This is a genomic window from Streptococcus respiraculi (assembly GCF_003595525.1).
GTDB lineage: Bacteria > Bacillota > Bacilli > Lactobacillales > Streptococcaceae > Streptococcus > Streptococcus respiraculi.
Genome location: NZ_CP022680.1, coordinates 1,988,453 through 2,006,424, shown reverse-complemented (window position 1 = coordinate 2,006,424; position 17,972 = coordinate 1,988,453). Strand labels below are relative to the sequence as shown.

The following is a 17,972-nucleotide window of genomic DNA, read 5'->3' as shown; positions in this document are numbered from 1 at the left end:
TATGATAGAAAATGGTAAAATTCAATTTAACTTTTCATACTATGCATTAAATCTTCTTGGAAAACAATTATATACCAATAGATGGGGTGCTATTTCAGAATTGGTTGCTAACGGTTTAGATGCAGGTGCAAATAATGTAAAATTATATATCAATGGAGAAAATAAACAAAAATCTATTCTTGAAATTATAGATAACGGTAGTGGTATGTCAATTGATGATTTATCTAAGAAATATGCAATGATAGGTCGAAATAAGCGTCTTTCAGAAAGTGAATTATCTGAAAAAACTAAGGGAAGAAAAGGAATTGGTAAACTAGCTACTCTATATTTAACAAAAAAATATTATATAGTTACAAAAAAAAATGGGATTTCTACAGCCTGGGTCCTAGATTCTACTAATGCTTCAGAAAATGATATTCCCGAATTAATTAGTGTGGATATTAATGAAGTAAATATAGAGAATAAAAAAATATGGGATAAATATGACTCTGGTACTCTATTAAAGTTGGTTGATGTTAATATGTCTGGTTTTGCAGAGACTAGGTTAAAATCTTTAAAACATTCTTTAGCAAAATTCTATATTCTAGAAAATTTAGGTGCAACAATAGAGGTTGCTTTTACTGATGATAAGAGTAAGGAAGTTAAATATGAGCCAGTTGAAAAAAATATAGCGTTTAAAAATTTTTATTCTTTCTTTGCAAATAATGTTGACGATATAGTTAAAAATTTATCAAGTGAAGTTTATATACAGAATAGTAGATATAAAGAGTTTAGGGATAGAAAAAGAGATGTCAAAATACATGAGGCAACTGAATTTCCACAAATAAAAGGTAAGAAAGAATTTATTACTCAAAATGGTGAAAAAAAAGAATTTGATTATGAATTAACTGGTTGGATAGGTGTACATACTACAATTGACACTCAAGAAGCTCGGAAAAATGATAACAAATTTCTAAAGAATGATGTATATAATCCAAGTGCTATTCGCTTGTATGTACGTGATAAATTAGCTGTAGATAATTTTTATGAATATTTAGGAAATAATTCGGCCATGAGACCTTATATTGAAGGAGAAATTACATTTGATATTTTAGATAATAATGAATTAGAGGATATATCAACACCATCACGTGAAGGATTTCCAAAAGAGGATGACCGTGTTAAATTATTGAAAGATATTTTGAACCCCATTGTTAATAAACTTATTAATGATAGGAATGCAATATCTACAGTGATTAGAATAGAGGATAGCGAAGAAGAGGAACGCCGTTTAGAAGTAGAACGCGCAGAGAGAAGGAGGGAAAGACGAGAAAGAGAAAGAGAGGCACAGGAAAAAAGGGAGGCTATCAGACAAGTTGCAGATCTTACTCGAGAAAATAAAGACTTGAAAATTGAAAACAATCAACTTGAAAGTACAAATGCTATTCAAAAAGTACTATTAGAGGAAAAAGACCCGGAGAAGCAAGAATTATTTGTGCATGAATTGAATACAGTTAGTGACAGTTTAATGTATACGATCAGCGATTTGTCAAAAGATTTTCATAGGACTAATGAATACGAAAGAATCAGTGAATATGTTATTGACTTTAAAAGAAGTGCTGATAGATTGAGCACCATCAAACGTCAGTTTTTAAAATTGGGTTCTTATGATTTAATTGGCAAGCAAGTCATTGATATGAAAACATATGTTAAAAGCTATCTAAAAGTGAGTCCTCATAGAGACAAAATAATTACTGAAATAAGTGGTGATGAGTTTGGAATAGAGGTAGATGTTTTTGAATTTGCGGTACTATTAGATAATCTTATTACAAATGCAGCGGATAATGGTGCAAATCAAATTGCAGTTGGATTTGAGGAACTAAATAATACGCTTTATATTTCTTCAGATACCTCTCCAATTTCAAAAAAAAATGCCCCAGTTGAAAAAATTTTTGATCTAGGTGTGTCGTCGAAAGAATATGGAACAGGTGTAGGATTGTTTATAGTAAAGGAAATTTGTGATGACTACGGATGGGCTATTCGGGTAGATGACGATGGAGAGTTTGTGAGTTTTAGTATTAATATGAAAGAGGTTAACAGTGAGAAGCAAAGTTAATATTATTTGGTTAGAAGATAAAATAACCGGCTCCAATAAACGTCCTCATGAAAGTAGAGTTAAAGCTGTTAAGGAGCGTATTATAGAAAAAGGCTATTCTCCTAATATTAATGTGGTGAGTGATATCGCTGAAGCAAGGAAAAAGTTATTATTTAGAGGTGGAGAACAGAGATATGATTTTTTTATTTCAGATTTTGATTTAGGTGGTGGAATCGAAGCTGAAAAAGGTCTGGACTATTTGGTTGATGTTCGAAAGTCAGAAAATTATAGACGTTTTTTTGTGTTGTATTCTAGGAATGAATATAGCACAATTTCAGAGAAGGTCATTGAAAAATTGAAATTTGAAAAAAATATAAATTTATTCACAAATTTTTCTTTTATTTCAATTGCTGCAGACGACAATTATACTATAGATGATATCGAAAATAAATTTAAAGAATGTATAGATATTGGTCTATCGAGGTGGGATGAATTGAATGCGCTTCGAGGAATGTATATGAGTGAGCATGCTGAAATCGAACAAAAGCTTGATAATAAAAGTATTTACGGAAATTACGAGCAAAAAATTGATACTTTTTGTAAAATGTATGACATACCAGAAGAAACCAAAGAGAGATGGGAAGAACAACGAAAATTAAGAAATGCCTTAGCCCATGTAAAAGAGGCATTTGATTCAAGACCAGGTAAGAATTGTTTCTTTATTAGGTCTGAATCTCATCCTGGGGTAATTATTTATGAAGATGAATTGGATGCATATAGAAAAAAATTGATTGATTTTAAGGATGAAGTGTATCAATATCTAATTTGAAGGAAATATTTTTTGTGAACAGAAAATCCATTTTGAAATTTCACTTAAAGTTCCTTTTATTCATTTGTTTGAGTTGGTAGATATAAATATTGAATAACAGTTTGAGATTTAAGTGAATTTTAGTGGGGTAAAACTAGGTAATATTCAACTAGAGCTCATTCAAGTGGTTATGCCTGATGCGCGTCAAGGAAAGTTGTTACTATTACAAGATCTATCTGAATACATCGCTTCAAGTCCAGTTGATTTCAATGATGACAAGTATCAAGGTTTGACTGATTTGTCTGACATCAAGGACATTGAGGAGTTTGGTATTGTACCACGCGTAGCTATTCAGAAACAAGGATAGTTGCATTAGAAAGGGATGTTCCATGTTTAATGGTCATATTTTGGAGGAGATGCGCTTATTAAATGGACTGAGTCGCTCTGAATTGGCAGAAAAATTGCAGGTGAGCGAGCAGGCAATCTGGCAGTTTGAAAACAATCAAACGTCGCCGAAAATGAAGCACCTGATGACTTTATCGCATCTTTTCCATATATCAATTGATTATTTTAACGAAGAAGAGCAGCTACCTCAATTTGATTTGAGTCAAATTGCTTTTCGAAATGCTGATTTGGAAACAAAAAAGGCGATTCGTATCCAGAGTATTTACCTTGAAAAATTAAATCAGATGATTGATTATCTCGAACAGTTTGTAGAGATTCCTCATCAAACGATTTATGAATTGTGCCATCAGACCAATCAGCTTTTTCAAGATGGTGTGGCAATTCATGAGATTGCGATGATTGCTCGTGATGTATTAGAAATCACTCCTGATAACAGTAATCTTCTCTATCGCTTAGAAAAATCAGGGATCTATATTTCAGAAAGATTAATTAATGGGCAAGCAGATGCCTACAGTGCCTGGTCAAAGAAGGGGCGCCCCTTTATTATACTAGGAGTAGGAAAATCGTCCGTGCGTAGAAATTTTGATTTGGCACATGAGTTAGGGCATTTGCTATTGCATCAAAGAGTTGATTTTGAGGAGCTTTCGACAACTAAATTAGATGAAAAAGAAAGAGAAGCCAATCAATTTGCTTCCTATTTCCTGTTGCCAGAAAAACCATTCCTGCATGATTTTCAGGCCTTGGTTGGAACACGGACCAGTAATCCTGATCAGTATGTTTTATTGAAGCAAAAATATAATGTATCGATTCAAGCTTTAGAATATAGAGCTTATAAATTAGGATTGCTGACACCTCAGCAAAATGCATATTTCTATAGACAAATTTCCAAAAAAGACTATAAAGTGGTCGAACCTTTGGATCTAGATATTCCTCTCAGGCATCCAAGTAAAATTAGAAGTATTCTAGATGTTATCTTATCTCATCATTTACTGACTTTAGCTGATTTAACAAGATACTCTAAGGTTTCGACTAAGTACATCAGCCAACTATTTGGATTTGATGACCAATTTTTTGATCCTTACCGAGAGAGTATCTCTAAGTTTGAGAATGTCATTCCCTTGTTTCCTCAAAAACAGGGTTAGTGAAATGATAGCTTGCTAAGGGCAGAGTTGTAACTGTATCGGTATCCTGTTGTTTATGAATGAAAAACGAGCACGAGGATTTTTATATCAGAAACGATCATACGATTGGCGAGTCAAGGCTGTGTTGAAAGAGAATGGGGGTAAACAGCTAGACAACCCAATCAAGGATGTGGCACTTATCACTCGGATTGAAGAGTGAAGCTGTTATAATCAAGGAAACCAGCACCCAATCGGGCGCTGGTTCTTTCGTTTACGACAATAATTGATTGATGGCAGTGGCGGTTTCTGTGAGTTGTTCTTCGAGGTAGTCAAAGCCTTTGAAGGCTAGGCGACTGCTTGGACCAGAGCAACCAATTGCGGCAATGACTTTGCCATTTTGGAATAAGCCTGTCGCAAGGCAGGTTAGGCCGTACTCATATTCTTCCCGATCATAGGCAATGCCAGTTGTTAAGATACTGGTCTTTTCAGCTTGAAAGTCTTCATAGTTGGTAATAGAATGATGTGTCCTTGCTGTTAGTTCTTGAGAGTAATAGTCTCTTAGTTCGTTGTCACTCATCTGACTGAGGAATATTTTTCCGATAGAAGAACAATAAAGCTTCGCAGAAGGAGTCAGAGAAAATTGTAAGAGGTACTGTTCCCCGATTTCCGTATGAATAATATAAACAGTTTGGTCATAGTGAACTGCAAGATTGATGGTTTCCCCAGTCTTTTCAGTAAATCGTCTCATGTGCGGCTTGACTAGGTCAATCAACTGACGATTATGAATTATTGGAGGTTGATATTTTAAGGTACCGTAGCCTAACGCATATTCTTCTTGGTCCAATTGAATGACAAAATGATGATATTCAAGAGCCTTGAGTAGTCGAAAAACAGTCGTTTTAGAAAGACCGGTCTGTCTCGCAATTTCAGAGACACCAAGTGGAGCCTGCTCTGCCAAACTATCTAGAATGAGAACAGCACTGTCTAAGGTTTTGATACGATGGTCAGTCATAAAGCCTCCTTTGTTTTACTATTATATCATGAAAAAGGTTTCTGTTATCAAAAAATGAAATCATTTTCAAAAAAAGATTGACAAAAAATTCACAAAGTTTTATAATAAAATGGAACGGTGTTCCAAAAACGAAAAAGGAGTTTTGTCATGAACCAAGCAATTTCCCAAAATAGACTAATGGGTCTATTCAAATTTATTAGCTGTACGCTTTTCGGTGTACTTTTTGTCTTGTTCCCTTTTAACTTTGGAGGGAAAATTGATACCATTCTCTTTTACTACTTAAAACAATTTGTAGCAAACTTTAATGCTCCGTTGACAGTTATCGTCATCTTCTTTATTGTATTGAGTGCAGCTTTAGCAGTGGTAGATCAGATTAAGCCAGACACAATCATCCGTAAACAACGCTTGTTGAAAAAGTTCTTTTCAACAACTCCGTTTTACACTTTGAATCGTGTCATCGGTGCGGTCATCGCTCTCATGGTATACTTTAAAGTAGGTCCAGACTTTATCACCTCACCAGATACGGGAGGGGCGATGCTGTCGTTGGCTACGCAATTGTCTGTGTTGGTGCCTGTGATGCTCCTATTTCAGACCTTTATCTTGGAATTTGGTGCAATGGAATTCATCGGTGAGCTAGTCGGAATTGTAATGAAGCCCTTATTTAAAGTATCTGAAATTTGTGCAGTAAACATTATTAGCGCTTGGATTGGCCCTGGTAATGCGGCTATCATGGCAACAGAAGAATTGTTTGAAAAAGGCTATTTTACAGTGAAAGAAATGGCTATCATCGGGTCACAATTTGCGACTGGAAGTGTCGGATGGGTTGTGCTAGTGAGTTCAGTTCTCGGTGTTATTGATCATTTTGGTCTAATTTTCATGGGTCTGACAGTTATTGGAGCCCTTGTAGCCTTTATCGGTGTGCGTATTCCACCTATTTCAAATTATCCGAATACCTATGCGAATGGTTCAACCGAGATGACAGTTGATTTGCATAAAGAAGGGAATGTATTTGCTAGAGGTTTGGATAAGGCTATCTTTCGTGCCAACTCGGCTAGTCTATCCAATTTCACTGCGAAAGTAGACAATATGGGCTTCTACGTCTTCTGGTTAACCCCAATTATCGTCTGCTGGGGAACCTTGGCCTTGGTTGTGTCTCTCTACACTCCACTCTTGAAATGGATTTCTCTTCCAGTAGAAGGAATTTTAGCCCTCTTTGGAGTAGAAGAAGCCAAGCAAACAGCGAGTGCGATTATGTCTGGCTTTGCGGACAACTATCTACCGGTTATTCTAGGACAATCCATCCAGTCAGATGTCAGCCGTGTCATCATTGCTACAATGAGTATTATGCAGATTATCTATTTGTCAGAAACTGCGACTTTGCTCACCTCGACCAACAAAAAAATGTCCTTCATTGATGTGGTGGTTATCTTTTTAGAAAGAACCTTTATTTCACTGATTTTCATTATTTTAATGGCGAAATGGTTTGTGTAAGAGAAAGGGCTCTTTATGAAAATTGTTAGACTATTTGAAGATCATATGCTGGATTATGAACAGGAAGTGATAGGTGAACTGGGACTTGATGTGACAATCGAGGTCAAGGTAAGCCAGACAGAAGAGGAGATAATCGCAAATGCCAAGGATGCGGATGTGGTGATTGCGGTCTATGAACCCCTGACACAGCGTGTTCTAGAAAATCTCCCCAATCTGAAGTTGGTTCTTTATCGCTCTATTGGTTTTAATAGTATTGATCTAGGCTACGCGACCAAGAAGAAGCTGCCCGTGTCTCATCTTGCCAGTTACTGTACAGATGAAGTGGCCAATTATGTTGTTGCAGCCATTTTGATGCACAACCGTCGTTTGCATGATTTTAACCAATCGATTAAAGTTGATAAAAAATGGGACTATGAGCTTTTTCCAGATATGCGCCGCTTGTCTTCTCTGACCGTGGGTCTAATCGGATTTGGTAATATTCCAAGGCTGATTACGGAGCGGCTGCGGGCTTTTGGCTGTCGCGTCATTGCCTACGATCCTTTTGTGGCTGAAAAAGTCTTTGCTCAAACAGGAGTAGAGGCAGTCTCTCTTGAGACGGTTTTTACAGAGAGTGACTATATCTCGAGTCATCTGCCATTAAATGATAAGACGAAGGAGTTGCTCAATCAATCCTTGTTTAGTTTGGCCACAAAAGCTCCAGTCTTTATCAATTCATCTCGTGGAGGCGTTGTAAAGGAAGAAGACTTGGTTACAGCCCTGTCAGACGGTACGCTTTCCTATGCCATTTTAGATGTGGTCTCGAGTGAGGATCCTGATTTGACCGCCTTGCCGTTTATGGCAATGGATAATGTCCTTTTGACACCCCATATTGCCTTTTATTCCCAAGAAGCTTTTCTGCATGGTGTCAGAGAAAATATGGAAAACATTCAAGCCTTTCTACGGAAAGATTATGCGAATGCAGGTATTGTCAATCTGAAAGGGATTTCCTTGAATCAGTGAAAAAAGAGAAGGTTTTCAGAAAGTCGAACGGTTGAGTTTCTCTGAAAACTCTGTTATACTGGGTATAAATAAATCGAAAAAAGTGCTGTCTAGTGCTTTTTTCTTGTTATGTGAAGGAGGAGAAATGAACTACATCTGGTCTTATTTGAAAAAATATCCCAAATGGTTGGTCTTGGACTTTATCGGTGCCATTTTTTTCGTGGTTGTTAACCTTGGTCTACCAACCGTTTTAGCCCGAATGATTGATGAGGGTGTCAATAGCCGAGATACAGAGCGTCTGTATTTCTGGGCGATGATGATGCTCGTGGTGATTGTTCTTGGAACAATGGGGCGGATTGTGTTGTCGTATGGGGCTAGTAAATTGACCACTAGCATGGTCCGCGATATGCGAAATGACCTCTATGCTAAGTTGCAGGAATATTCTCATCATGAATATGAACAAATCGGGGTTTCATCCTTGGTGACACGGATGACGAGTGACGCCTTTGTTTTGATGCAGTTTGCAGAACAGGTTTTGAAATTAGGTATCATCACCCCTTTGATGATGATTTCAAGTGTGATGATGATTTTCTTGACTAGTCCCTCTATGGCTTGGATTGTGGCTTTTGCCATGCCATTTTTAGCCATGGTGGTCTGGTATGTGGCCGTAAAAACCCGCCCCCTATCTGAAAAACAACAGAAAACCTTGGATAAAATCAACCAGTATGCACGGGAAAATCTGACAGGATTACGGGTGATTCGTGCCTTTGCTAGAGAGGGATTTCAAGAAGAACGCTTTGCAGAGCAAAATGATCTGTATGCGCAAAATTCCAATCGTTTGTTCAAGTTAACAGGCTTGACAGAGCCCTTGTTTGTCCAAATTATCATTGCTATGATTGTATCTATCGTCTGGTTTGCCCTAGCGCCACTTGGTCGCGGGGAGTTGCAGATTGGGGACTTGGTGGCCTTTATTGAGTACAGTTTCCATGCGCTCTTGTCATTTCTTCTGTTATCAAATCTCTTTACCATGTATCCTCGGACGGCTGTGTCAAGCGAGCGTTTGAAAGAGGTCATGGATATGCCAATTTCGATTAGCCCAAATGAAGATGGGATTACGGAGACAGAGACTAAGGGTTATCTAGAGTTTGACAATGTGACCTTTGCCTATCCAGGAGAGACAGAAAGTCCAGTCTTGCACAATATTTCCTTTAAAGCAAAACCAGGGGAGACCATTGCCTTTATCGGCTCAACAGGTTCTGGAAAATCCTCTTTGGTGCAGTTGATTCCACGTTTTTATGATGTCACTCTTGGAAAAATTCTAGTTGACGGAGTTGATGTGCGTGCATATAATCTCAAGGCGCTCCGTCAAAAAATTGGCTTTATTCCGCAGAAGGCACTACTCTTTACAGGAACGATTGCAGAAAATCTCCGTTACGGAAAAGAAGATGCCAGTCATGAGGAATTGCATCAGGCTGCCGATGTGGCGCAGGCACGTGAGTTTATCGAAAGCAAGGAAGAGCAGTTTGATACTCACTTGGCAGAAGGAGGCAGTAACCTATCTGGTGGGCAAAAGCAACGCTTGTCGATTGCTCGTGCGGTGGTCAAAGAACCAGACATTTATATTTTTGACGATTCCTTTTCAGCCTTGGACTATAAGACAGATGCGATTTTGCGTCGCCGTTTGAAAGAAGTAACGGAAAATGCGACTGTGCTGATTGTAGCACAGCGTGTGGGAACTATTATGGATGCTGATCAAATTATCGTACTTGATAAGGGGGAAATCATCGGTCGCGGTACGCATGAGGAGCTCATGGAAAGTAATGATATCTACCGTGAAATTGCCAATTCTCAGCTGAACAGCCAATCATTGACAGAAGAATAGGAGGAGACATGAAACCATCATCTAGTTTTGCTCGTTTATGGAGCTATTTGAAAGTGTATAAACTGGCGCTTTTTGTAGCCATTTTCCTCAAGATTATGAGTGTCGTGATGAGTGTCTTAGAGCCCTTTGTCTTAGGGCTTGCGATTACCGAATTGACCAAAAATCTCATGGACATGGCAAGAGGTGTGGCAGGTGCAGGAATCAATGTGACCTATATTTTCTGGATTTTGCTGCTGTATGTTGTCCGTGCGCTCTTTTATGAAATCGGGGCTTATTATTCCAACTATTTCATGACCAATGCAGTTCAGCAGACGGTGGCGGATTTGCGCAATGATTTGAGTCGCAAAATCAACCGTATCCCGGTGTCTTATTTTGACAAGCAGCAGTTTGGAGATGTTCTGGGACGTTTCACGAGCGATGTCGAGACAGTATCAAATGCTCTCCAGCAAAGTGTGCTTCAGTTGGTGAATGCGGTATTTACCATTACCCTTGTAGTAGCCATGATGCTCTTTTTGAATTTTAAATTGGCCTTGATTGTCATGGTCAGCATTCCTCTGACTTACTTTGGTGCTCAATTTATCCTTAAAAAATCGCAACCCTATTTCAAGGAGCAAGCAGCTATCTTGGGACGGCTCAATGGGTTTGTGCAGGAGAACTTGTCTGGCTTCAATGTTCTTAAGCTTTATGGTCGTGAGGAAGCATCAACGGAAGATTTTCAAGAAATTACGCATACTTTACAGAATGTAGGATTTAAGGCGAGCTTTATTTCAGGTTTGATGATGCCTGTCCTACATGCGGTGTCTGATTTGACTTATTTGATTGTTGCCGTTGTCGGTGGTCTGCAGGTCATCGCAGGACGTTTGACAATCGGAAATATGCAAGCTTTTGTCCAATACGTGTGGCAGGTTAGTCAGCCCATTCAGAATTTGACACAGTTAGCGGGGCCTTTGCAGAGTGCTCAGTCATCGCTTGAGCGGATTTTCCAAGTCTTAGATGAGACAGATGAGGCAATGGAAGAGAAAGAAGAGTTGACGCAGGATTTGACAGGCCAAGTCAGCTTCAAGCATGTGGATTTCCAATATGTAGAAAACAAACCCTTGATTCGAGATTTTAATCTAGAAGTGAAACCGGGGGAGATGGTTGCGATTGTTGGACCAACAGGAGCTGGAAAGACGACGCTTATCAATCTCTTGATGCGCTTTTATGATGTGACCAGTGGAGCGATTACTGTGGACGGACATGATATTCGCCATCTTTCTCGTCAGAAATACCGCCAGCAATTTGGCATGGTCTTGCAGGATGCTTGGCTCTATGAGGGAACGATCAAGGAAAATCTTCGTTTTGGAAATTTAGCGGCAACAGATGAGGAAATCATCGCAGCAGCCAAGGCCGCAAATGTTGACCACTTCATTCGGACGCTTCCTGGTGGTTACAACATGGAGATGAACCAAGAATCGAGCAATATCTCGCTGGGGCAAAAGCAACTATTGACCATTGCACGGGCTCTTCTAGCAGATCCAAAAATCTTAATTTTAGATGAGGCGACTAGCTCGGTTGATACCCGTCTTGAGCTTTTGATTCAAAAGGCAATGAAACATCTGATGAAAGGTCGAACAAGCTTTGTCATTGCCCACCGCTTATCAACGATTCAAGAAGCGGATAAGATTTTGGTCTTGAAAGACGGGCAAATCATCGAGCAGGGAAATCATGAAAGTCTTCTAGCTGATAGAGGCTTCTATTATGACCTCTACACTAGTCAATTCGCAAAAAAAGAAGAAAGTGCATAACAAAAAGAGCTGTTTGGCTCTTTTTTGTTATGCACTTAATCTGAAGTGGTATGATTCACAATACTTATATTGTTACGAATAAGGGAAATTTTGAGACCGTAACCTTAACATTTAGCAATAAAACTCCTAAGGAGATTGCTTGTGTCTGCACTATCTAATAAAGTATCGAAAAATGCTAATTTTGATAGTAATGGAGTTATGTTATCATTCATCGACCTAGAAAAGACTGGAAATACTCGCAAACAGAAATCGTTCTCACGAGAACTTTTTTCTTGACATCTGATTGGAAAGTGCTAAAATTGTTCTCGTGATAACGAATTTTGAAAGGAAGATGATCATGACAACAGATCCACTTCAAGAATTTAAAAGACTAGCCCATAAGATGGGATCTGCGATTCATTCTGTCGCGCGAGATGCCGACATGGAATTGCTAGGAGGCCCGCAAGGGCATGTTCTCCATTATCTTGCGATGCACCAAGATGAAGAGATTTTTATAAAAGATATTGAACATCATCTGAAAATTTCCAAGTCTGTGACGAGCAACCTCATCAAGCGTATGGAAAAAAATGGCTTTATCGTAGTTGAGTCGTCCAAGGTGGACAAGCGCAAGAAAATCGTGCGCTTGTCTGATAGTGCAAAGGAAAAGAGTCAGAAAATGAGTGATTTTTGGGGCAATGTGCGCAAGCAACTTATCGCGGGAATTGCAACAGAAGATCTAGCAGTCTTTTCTAACGTTATCCAACAACTTCATCATAATTTAGAGAAAATTGAGCAGAAGGAGAAAGAATGAGTAAACTATTTAAACGCTTAAATAGCAAAGAGTGGTTGATGATTCTAGCTAGTATTGCCTTTGTCTGTCTGACAGTGTGGTTGGAGTTAGAAGTGCCAAGCTACATGTCAGAAATCACCAAGCTCTTGCAATTACCAGATACGACGACTTCAGATCTCTGGTCGCCTGGACTTAAAATGCTGGGCTTATCGTTAGCCAGTTTTGGTGCTTCCGTCATGGTCGGTTTTATGGCTTCGCGCTTAGCAGCGAGTTTTACGACCCGTTTGCGGAAGGACATTTTTCATCGTGTCTTAGATTACTCGGATGCGGAGGTCAAACGCTTTAGCGTTCCTAGTTTGTTGACGAGAACGACCAATGATTTGACCCAGATTCAGCTCTTGTTTACCATGGGTCTGCAGGTAGCGACTCGTGGGCCGATTATGGCCGTTTGGGCGTTGAGCAAGATTGTTGGGAAGTCGGACCACTGGTTGTGGGCAGTCATTGCGGCTGTCTTGATTAACCTTGTCATGATGACCATTTTGGTGACATTAGCCTTTCCAAAGCAAACCATTGTCCAAAAATTGACCGATCGTTTGAACAGTGTGACGCGTGAGGGTTTGACCGGTATCCGTGTCGTTCGTGCCTATAATGCTGAAGACTATCAGGACGGCAAGTTTGCTCAGGCCAATGAAGAATTAACAGCGCTTAACTTGTTTGTCAGTCGCTTAATGGCTATTATGAATCCAGTTATGATGACGATTTCAAGTGGGTTGAGTTTGGCTATTTATTGGATTGGGGCCTATCTTATCAACGAAGCTGAGCTAACAGATAAGCTGCCAATTTTCAGTGATATGGTGGTCTTTACGTCCTATGCCATGCAGGTTGTCATGGGCTTTATGATGATGAGTGCCTTATTTATCATTTTGCCTCGTGTTTTAGTGTCGACCAAGCGGATCAACGAGGTCTTGGATTTGACCTCTTCCATTACTTCGCCTCAAGTGTCGCAAGTTGGACAAGGAAATGTAGATCAAATCGTCTTTGATGATGTGACTTTCCGTTATTCAGACGCCTCAGAGGCAGTCATTGAACATATTAACTTTACCGCCAAAGCAGGCGATACTGTTGCCTTCATTGGCTCAACAGGTTCTGGGAAATCTACCTTGGTCAATTTGATTCCACGTTTTTACGATGTGAGTGAGGGGCGCATTCTGTTGGACGGTGTCGATGTGAGAGATTACAGTGAGGCGGATTTACATGCCAAAGTCGGCTATATTCCGCAAAAAGCGGTTTTATTTTCTGGGGATATCCGTAGCAATATCGACTTTGGGGAAAGCAAGGAAAGTCCACTCAATGACGAAGCCATTTGGGAGGCGTTAGATTTAGCGCAGGCCAAAAGCTTTGTCGAGGAAAAAGAGGACGGCCTATCTTCCCACGTTGCCCAGTCTGGAAGCAATTTCTCAGGTGGGCAGCGCCAGCGTCTCGCGATTGCCCGTGCCCTTGCTCGTAAGCCTGAAATTTTGATTTTTGATGACTCCTTCTCAGCTCTTGATTATCGTACGGATCGTACTCTTCGGGAGGAACTCGCAAAGCGTACTGCTGGTATGACCAAGTTGATTGTTGCACAGCGGATTTCAACTATTATGGATGCGGATCAAATCTTGGTGCTTGACAACGGAAAAGTAGTCGGTCAGGGAACGCATCAGGAATTACTTGCACAGAACGAAGTTTATCAAGAAATTGCTTATTCACAATTATCGAAGGAGGAATTGGAAAATGGAAAATAAAAAATCTTCTTTATTTAGCCAGATGAAGCCCTATATCAAAGGCTTCCAAGTTCCTTTTGTCGTTGCGGTGATTGGAGCGATTATCTCAGGCATTATCACGGTGATTGGTCCTGATAAACTCAGCGAGATTACAGACTTGATTACTAAGGGTTTGATGACGGGGATTGATACTGATAAAGTTTCTGAAATCGCGATGACCCTAGCTATTCTTTATGGAATTGGTGCGGTGGTCAACTACGCTCAGTCCTTTACGATTTCAACGATTGTTCAGCATTTTTCAAAACGCTTGCGGACAGCTATTGCAGAAAAAATCAACAAGCTTCCTCTAGGCTATTTTGATAGTCATTCCCAAGGGGATACCTTATCTCGTGTGACTAATGACGTGGATACGGCTAGCCAATCCCTCAACCAAAGTTTGGGGACAGTCCTTTTTTCTAGTATTCTCTTGATTGCTGCGCTCATTATGATGTTTAAAACCAATGTGACTCTGTCCTTTGTAGCAATTGGATCGGTCTTGTTTGGCTTTGTCTTTGTTGGCATTATCATGGGGCGTGCTAAGGGCTTTTTCAAGAGCCAGCAGGCAAATCTTGCCAAAGTCAATGGCTACGTTGAAGAAATGTACTCTGGTCATCAGGTAGTGATGAGTTATCATGCGGGAGGAGAAGTAAAAGGGCAGTTTGAAATGCTCAACCAAGCACTCTACGGCAGCATGTGGAAATCACAGTTTATTTCTGGGATTATGATGCCCATGATGATGTTTATCGGAAACTTCGGCTATGTCATGGTTGTGGTGACTGGTGCTGCTTTGACTCTAAATGGTCATGCGACCATGGGGACGATTGTGGCCTTTATGGTCTATGTGCGGATCTTCTCTCAACCCCTTTCTCAGATTGCCCAGGGCTTGACCGTTTTACAATCAGCCAGTGCAGCGATGGGACGTGTCTTTGAGTTCTTGGGTGAACAAGAAATGGAAGATGACCAAGCAAGACCGCAACAGTTGTCTTCTGTAAAAGGAGATGTGACCTTTGACCATGTGTCCTTTGGGTATTTGCCTGATCAGACCATTATCCATGACTTCTCCGCAACAGCTAAGGCTGGGCAAAAAATTGCCATTGTGGGACCAACAGGAGCTGGAAAGACGACCATTGTCAATCTCTTGATGAAGTTCTATGACATTAATCAAGGTCGTATTTTGATTGACGGGATTGATATTAAAAGCATGAAACGATCTGAAGTCCACGCTGCCTTTAGTATGGTCTTACAAGATACCTGGCTCTTTGAAGGAACGATTAAGGAAAATCTGATTTACAACCAAAGCAATGTTTCAGATGAAGCGGTTATCGAAGCTGCCAAAGCAGTTGGAGTTCACCATTTTATCATGACCTTGCCTAAAGGATATGATACCCTGCTAGATGATACGGTAACTTTATCTGTTGGGCAAAAACAATTGTTAACCATTGCGCGTGCCTTGTTGAAAAATGCTCCTCTCCTTATCCTTGATGAGGCAACCAGCTCTGTTGACACAAGGACGGAGGAATTACTCCAGAAGGCCATGGATAAACTGATGGAAGGCCGTACTTCCTTTGTCATCGCTCACCGTCTATCCACTATCCGAAATGCGGATCTCATCTTAGTTATGAAAGACGGCAATATCATCGAACAAGGCAACCACGATACTCTGATGACTCAGCAGGGCTTCTATGCGAATCTATACAACAGCCAGTTTGTCGAGGAGTAAAACAGTCCAGTGGACTGTTTTAGCCTCGTGCCTAAAAACAGGAAAGCGCGAGTAATGTCCAGTGGACTGTTTTAGCCCCGAGCCCAGAAACCCGAAAGCGAGGGTAGTTCAGTGAACCATTTTAGCCTCGTGCCTAAAAATAGGAAAGCGCGAGTAATGTCCAGTGGACTGTTTTAGCCTCGTGCCTAAAAATAGGAAAGCGCGAGTAATGTCCAGTGGACTGTTTTAGCCCCGAGTCCAGAAACCCGAAAGCGAGGGCAGTTCAGTGAACCATTTTAGCTTCGTGCCTATAAGTATTAGTACTCTAGTAACTTGGTGAGGTGCTTTAGCTCCGAGCCTAGAAATGGGAAAATGAGCGCATTAGGTTGAACGATTTTAGCTTCATGTTGCCAAGAGTGGACAATGTGAATGGTAATTAAAGGGTTTGAAGTTGACAGAAAATCTGTTGATTTCAGGCCTTTTATTTTTGCAAAATGTGAGGGTTTTCATGATATAATAAAGAAAAAGGAGGAAGTACCATGTACGAATTTCAAAATCCAACAGATGAACAAGTGAAGAGTTATCTAGCTAATAGCAAGACCATTGCAGTGGTAGGCCTGTCCAATCGCGAAGAAACGGTTAGCAACCGCATTGCGAAATTTATGCAGGACATGGGGTATCAGATTATCCCAATCAATCCTCGTCTAGCTGCTAGCGAGATTTTAGGAGAGACAGTCTATGCGACTCTGGCGGATGTTCCTGTAGCGATTGATATCGTGAATGTATTTCGTAGAAGTGAGTTTTTGCCAGATGTGGCGCGTGAGTTTGTTGAAACAAATGCCAAGATTTTCTGGGCCCAATTAGAGCTTCAAAACGAAGAGGCAGCAGCTATTTTAGAAGTCGCAGGTCGTGACGATGTGGTGATGAATCGTTGTATCAAGCGAGAATACGTTCGCTTGATGACAGGAGTAAGCTAGTGGCAACTTTAGTCATTATCCGCGGCAATTCTGGTTCAGGAAAGACGAGCCTGGCAGAGGCCTTGCAACATCACTATGGCCGTAAAACCTTGGTGGTTTCTCAAGATAATGTTAGAAGAACCATGTTGAAAGAAAAGGTTGAACCAGGGAATTTATCCATTGGGCTAACAGAAACCATTGCACGCTTCGGGCATGCAGAGGATTTGCTGGTCATTGTTGAAGGCTTTTATGAAGCTGATATTTATGGGGAGATGCTAGCGCAATTGCATCAGCTGTTTGCTCCTCGTGTCTATGCCTATTACTATGACATCCCCTTTGAAGAAACGGTTAAGCGGCATGCTACTCGTTCCAAAAGGGCTGATTTTACACCGGAGGATATGAAACGGTGGTGGATTGATAAGGACTATCTTGGCTGGGAAGAAGAAGTCTTGCTATCAGCTGAGCTGAGTTTAGAGGCGGCTGTTCAACTGATTTGTCAGCAGATAGAGGAAATCCAATTCTCTTCTTTTCGGTAAAGGAACCAAATAAATAGTAGTTTTTATTGTTTTTTTCTTTATGAACAATCGTATAGAAAGTGAGCATCTCCTAATGGGTTTTGCTCATTTTTTGGAGTTTTTTTGTTCAGATGGAGCAAATCATGGAAAGGATTACAAAAAACGCTTTTAAAAATTCAGGGGGATAATTAAAGTTGAATAATCAATGTTTTACATACCCCGTCAAATATGATATAATAATATAAGAAGGTGTCAAAAAATAAAAGAAAAGCTAGGTTTTGTGCGGTATCATGAAGTCTAGCTTTTGTCGCAGACACTAAACGGGAATAAGATGATGCAAAAATACAGGGAGAAAGGGGACTGTATTAGATATAAAAAAGTAAATATAGTTTTGAAAAAATCACTCAGTCTTTTTGAGGCTGAAGAAAGTGATAGATTGTCATTCGAGCTGTATGTAGCTTGAACACTCTAAATTATTGGAGCATTGATTAAGATGAGCTGATGATTCAAATAAGGTATTTCATTTCATGTAAGAATGGTGGAAAACTCTTTAGTTATCCCGTACAATCAAGCCTAGTTGGGGAGATATGGCTAATTGATTTTTACAAGAACTGAAAAAGTAGGGATACACTGCCCTTCTTGGGGGAGAATGTGTCTATAGGCTAAATGATAA

Annotated in this window: 15 protein-coding genes; 14 read left to right on the top strand and 1 reads right to left on the bottom strand. The window is 40.0% G+C overall.

Features of this window, described 5'->3' with window-relative positions; genetic code table 11:
- Nucleotide 1: 1 nt before the first annotated feature.
- The 5 genes from CHF41_RS09625 to CHF41_RS10115 all read left to right on the top strand — a co-directional run bounded on the left by CHF41_RS09625 (nt 2) and on the right by CHF41_RS10115 (nt 4,628).
- On the top strand, nt 2-2,095 hold the full coding sequence (locus tag CHF41_RS09625; RefSeq protein WP_119877073.1) for a sensor histidine kinase: 2,094 nt from the start codon (nt 2-4) through the stop codon (nt 2,093-2,095).
- Nucleotides 2,079-2,903 carry a hypothetical protein gene (locus tag CHF41_RS09620; RefSeq protein WP_119877072.1) on the top strand — a complete coding sequence of 275 codons (825 nt, stop codon included), beginning with the start codon at nt 2,079-2,081 and terminating at the stop codon, nt 2,901-2,903. Before CHF41_RS09625 ends, CHF41_RS09620 begins: the two co-directional genes overlap by 17 nt.
- 112 nt (nt 2,904-3,015) lie before the next feature.
- Nucleotides 3,016-3,249, top strand: a complete 234-nt coding sequence (locus CHF41_RS09615) for a hypothetical protein (RefSeq protein WP_119877071.1) — start codon at nt 3,016-3,018, stop codon at nt 3,247-3,249.
- Between the two features lie 22 nt (nt 3,250-3,271).
- Nucleotides 3,272-4,429: a spr1629 family repressor/antitoxin gene (locus CHF41_RS09610; RefSeq protein ID WP_119877070.1), complete on the top strand. Its 1,158-nt coding sequence runs from the start codon at nt 3,272-3,274 to the stop codon at nt 4,427-4,429.
- 55 nt (nt 4,430-4,484) lie between these two features.
- Nucleotides 4,485-4,628 carry a hypothetical protein gene (locus CHF41_RS10115; protein ID WP_162911947.1) on the top strand — a complete coding sequence of 48 codons (144 nt, stop codon included), beginning with the start codon at nt 4,485-4,487 and terminating at the stop codon, nt 4,626-4,628.
- 51 nt (nt 4,629-4,679) lie between these two features.
- Here CHF41_RS10115 and CHF41_RS09605 read toward each other — a convergent pair whose 3' ends face one another.
- Complete coding sequence (locus tag CHF41_RS09605; protein WP_119877069.1) at nt 4,680-5,420, bottom strand: IclR family transcriptional regulator; 741 nt, start codon at nt 5,418-5,420, stop codon at nt 4,680-4,682.
- 147 nt (nt 5,421-5,567) lie between these two features.
- Between CHF41_RS09605 and CHF41_RS09600 the strand changes: the two genes are divergently transcribed.
- From CHF41_RS09600 to CHF41_RS09560, 9 genes are all read left to right on the top strand, one after another.
- On the top strand, nt 5,568-6,911 hold the full coding sequence (locus CHF41_RS09600) for a YjiH family protein (protein WP_119877068.1): 1,344 nt from the start codon (nt 5,568-5,570) through the stop codon (nt 6,909-6,911).
- 15 nt (nt 6,912-6,926) lie between these two features.
- Entirely contained in the window at nt 6,927-7,910 is a 984-nt protein-coding gene (locus CHF41_RS09595; protein ID WP_119877067.1) for a C-terminal binding protein, read from the top strand.
- Between the two features lie 124 nt (nt 7,911-8,034).
- Complete coding sequence (locus CHF41_RS09590; protein ID WP_119877066.1) at nt 8,035-9,771, top strand: ABC transporter ATP-binding protein; 1,737 nt, start codon at nt 8,035-8,037, stop codon at nt 9,769-9,771.
- An 8-nt stretch (nt 9,772-9,779) separates the two neighbouring features.
- Nucleotides 9,780-11,558, top strand: a complete 1,779-nt coding sequence (locus tag CHF41_RS09585; protein WP_119877065.1) for an ABC transporter ATP-binding protein — start codon at nt 9,780-9,782, stop codon at nt 11,556-11,558.
- Nucleotides 11,559-11,895: 337 nt separating this feature from the next.
- Nucleotides 11,896-12,348, top strand: coding sequence for a MarR family winged helix-turn-helix transcriptional regulator (locus CHF41_RS09580; RefSeq protein ID WP_240622957.1), 453 nt, complete (start codon nt 11,896-11,898; stop codon nt 12,346-12,348).
- Nucleotides 12,345-14,111, top strand: a complete 1,767-nt coding sequence (locus CHF41_RS09575; RefSeq protein WP_119877063.1) for an ABC transporter ATP-binding protein — start codon at nt 12,345-12,347, stop codon at nt 14,109-14,111. The genes CHF41_RS09580 and CHF41_RS09575 overlap by 4 nt, the downstream gene beginning before the upstream one ends.
- Nucleotides 14,101-15,849: an ABC transporter ATP-binding protein gene (locus CHF41_RS09570; protein WP_119877062.1), complete on the top strand. Its 1,749-nt coding sequence runs from the start codon at nt 14,101-14,103 to the stop codon at nt 15,847-15,849. The genes CHF41_RS09575 and CHF41_RS09570 overlap by 11 nt, the downstream gene beginning before the upstream one ends.
- Before the next feature lie 518 nt (nt 15,850-16,367).
- Nucleotides 16,368-16,805 (top strand): CoA-binding protein, encoded by a 438-nt coding sequence (locus CHF41_RS09565; RefSeq protein ID WP_119877061.1) that lies wholly within the window; start codon nt 16,368-16,370, stop codon nt 16,803-16,805.
- Nucleotides 16,805-17,320: a kinase gene (locus CHF41_RS09560; protein WP_119877060.1), complete on the top strand. Its 516-nt coding sequence runs from the start codon at nt 16,805-16,807 to the stop codon at nt 17,318-17,320. The genes CHF41_RS09565 and CHF41_RS09560 overlap by 1 nt, the downstream gene beginning before the upstream one ends.
- Nucleotides 17,321-17,972 lie beyond the last annotated feature (652 nt).

Bases quoted from the DNA above. Each gene is read 5' to 3' on its own strand.
- CHF41_RS09625 (WP_119877073.1), top strand. From the start codon at position 2: ATGATAGAAAATGGTAAAATTCAATTTAACTTTTCATACTATGCATTA.
- CHF41_RS09610 (WP_119877070.1), top strand. From the start codon at position 3,272: ATGTTTAATGGTCATATTTTGGAGGAGATGCGCTTATTAAATGGACTG.
- CHF41_RS10115 (WP_162911947.1), top strand. From the start codon at position 4,485: ATGAATGAAAAACGAGCACGAGGATTTTTATATCAGAAACGATCATAC.
- CHF41_RS09605 (WP_119877069.1), bottom strand. From the start codon at position 5,420: ATGACTGACCATCGTATCAAAACCTTAGACAGTGCTGTTCTCATTCTA.
- CHF41_RS09600 (WP_119877068.1), top strand. From the start codon at position 5,568: ATGAACCAAGCAATTTCCCAAAATAGACTAATGGGTCTATTCAAATTT.
- CHF41_RS09595 (WP_119877067.1), top strand. From the start codon at position 6,927: ATGAAAATTGTTAGACTATTTGAAGATCATATGCTGGATTATGAACAG.
- CHF41_RS09590 (WP_119877066.1), top strand. From the start codon at position 8,035: ATGAACTACATCTGGTCTTATTTGAAAAAATATCCCAAATGGTTGGTC.
- CHF41_RS09585 (WP_119877065.1), top strand. From the start codon at position 9,780: ATGAAACCATCATCTAGTTTTGCTCGTTTATGGAGCTATTTGAAAGTG.
- CHF41_RS09580 (WP_240622957.1), top strand. From the start codon at position 11,896: ATGACAACAGATCCACTTCAAGAATTTAAAAGACTAGCCCATAAGATG.
- CHF41_RS09575 (WP_119877063.1), top strand. From the start codon at position 12,345: ATGAGTAAACTATTTAAACGCTTAAATAGCAAAGAGTGGTTGATGATT.
- CHF41_RS09570 (WP_119877062.1), top strand. From the start codon at position 14,101: ATGGAAAATAAAAAATCTTCTTTATTTAGCCAGATGAAGCCCTATATC.
- CHF41_RS09565 (WP_119877061.1), top strand. From the start codon at position 16,368: ATGTACGAATTTCAAAATCCAACAGATGAACAAGTGAAGAGTTATCTA.